Source organism: Mesorhizobium sp. M8A.F.Ca.ET.208.01.1.1 (assembly GCF_004791315.1).
In the GTDB taxonomy this organism is placed as follows: domain Bacteria; phylum Pseudomonadota; class Alphaproteobacteria; order Rhizobiales; family Rhizobiaceae; genus Mesorhizobium.
The window spans coordinates 1-315 of record NZ_SRUT01000252.1; the positions used below are offsets into that span (position 1 = coordinate 1).

Genomic DNA, 315 nt, shown 5'->3' on the forward strand with positions numbered 1-315 from the left:
CTTCGATGAAGGCCATGCCTTCGACGCCGTCCTCGATCGTCGGGAAAATCACATCCTTAGCCGGCTTGCCGCCTTTCCTGCGCGCCGCGCGGATGGCGCGGGCGGCTTCCTGGTAGATGTTGGCAAAACCTTCGAGATAGCCTTCCGGATGGCCGGCGGGAACTCTGGAGGCAGCTTTCGCTCCGGCGCTGACGCCCGCGCCGCCGCGGGCAAAGACAACCGGCTGCTGCCCGGATTCCGTAAAGGTGAGTTGTTCTGGGTGCTCTTGGTGCCAGGTGATCGCGGCATCGGAGCCGAACACACGCAGTGCAAGCC

At 64.4% G+C, this 315-nt stretch carries 1 pseudogene; it reads right to left on the reverse strand.

Features of this window, described 5'->3' with window-relative positions:
* Positions 1-315: pseudogene (locus tag EN851_RS37570) on the reverse strand (gfo/Idh/MocA family oxidoreductase); the annotation flags it as partial.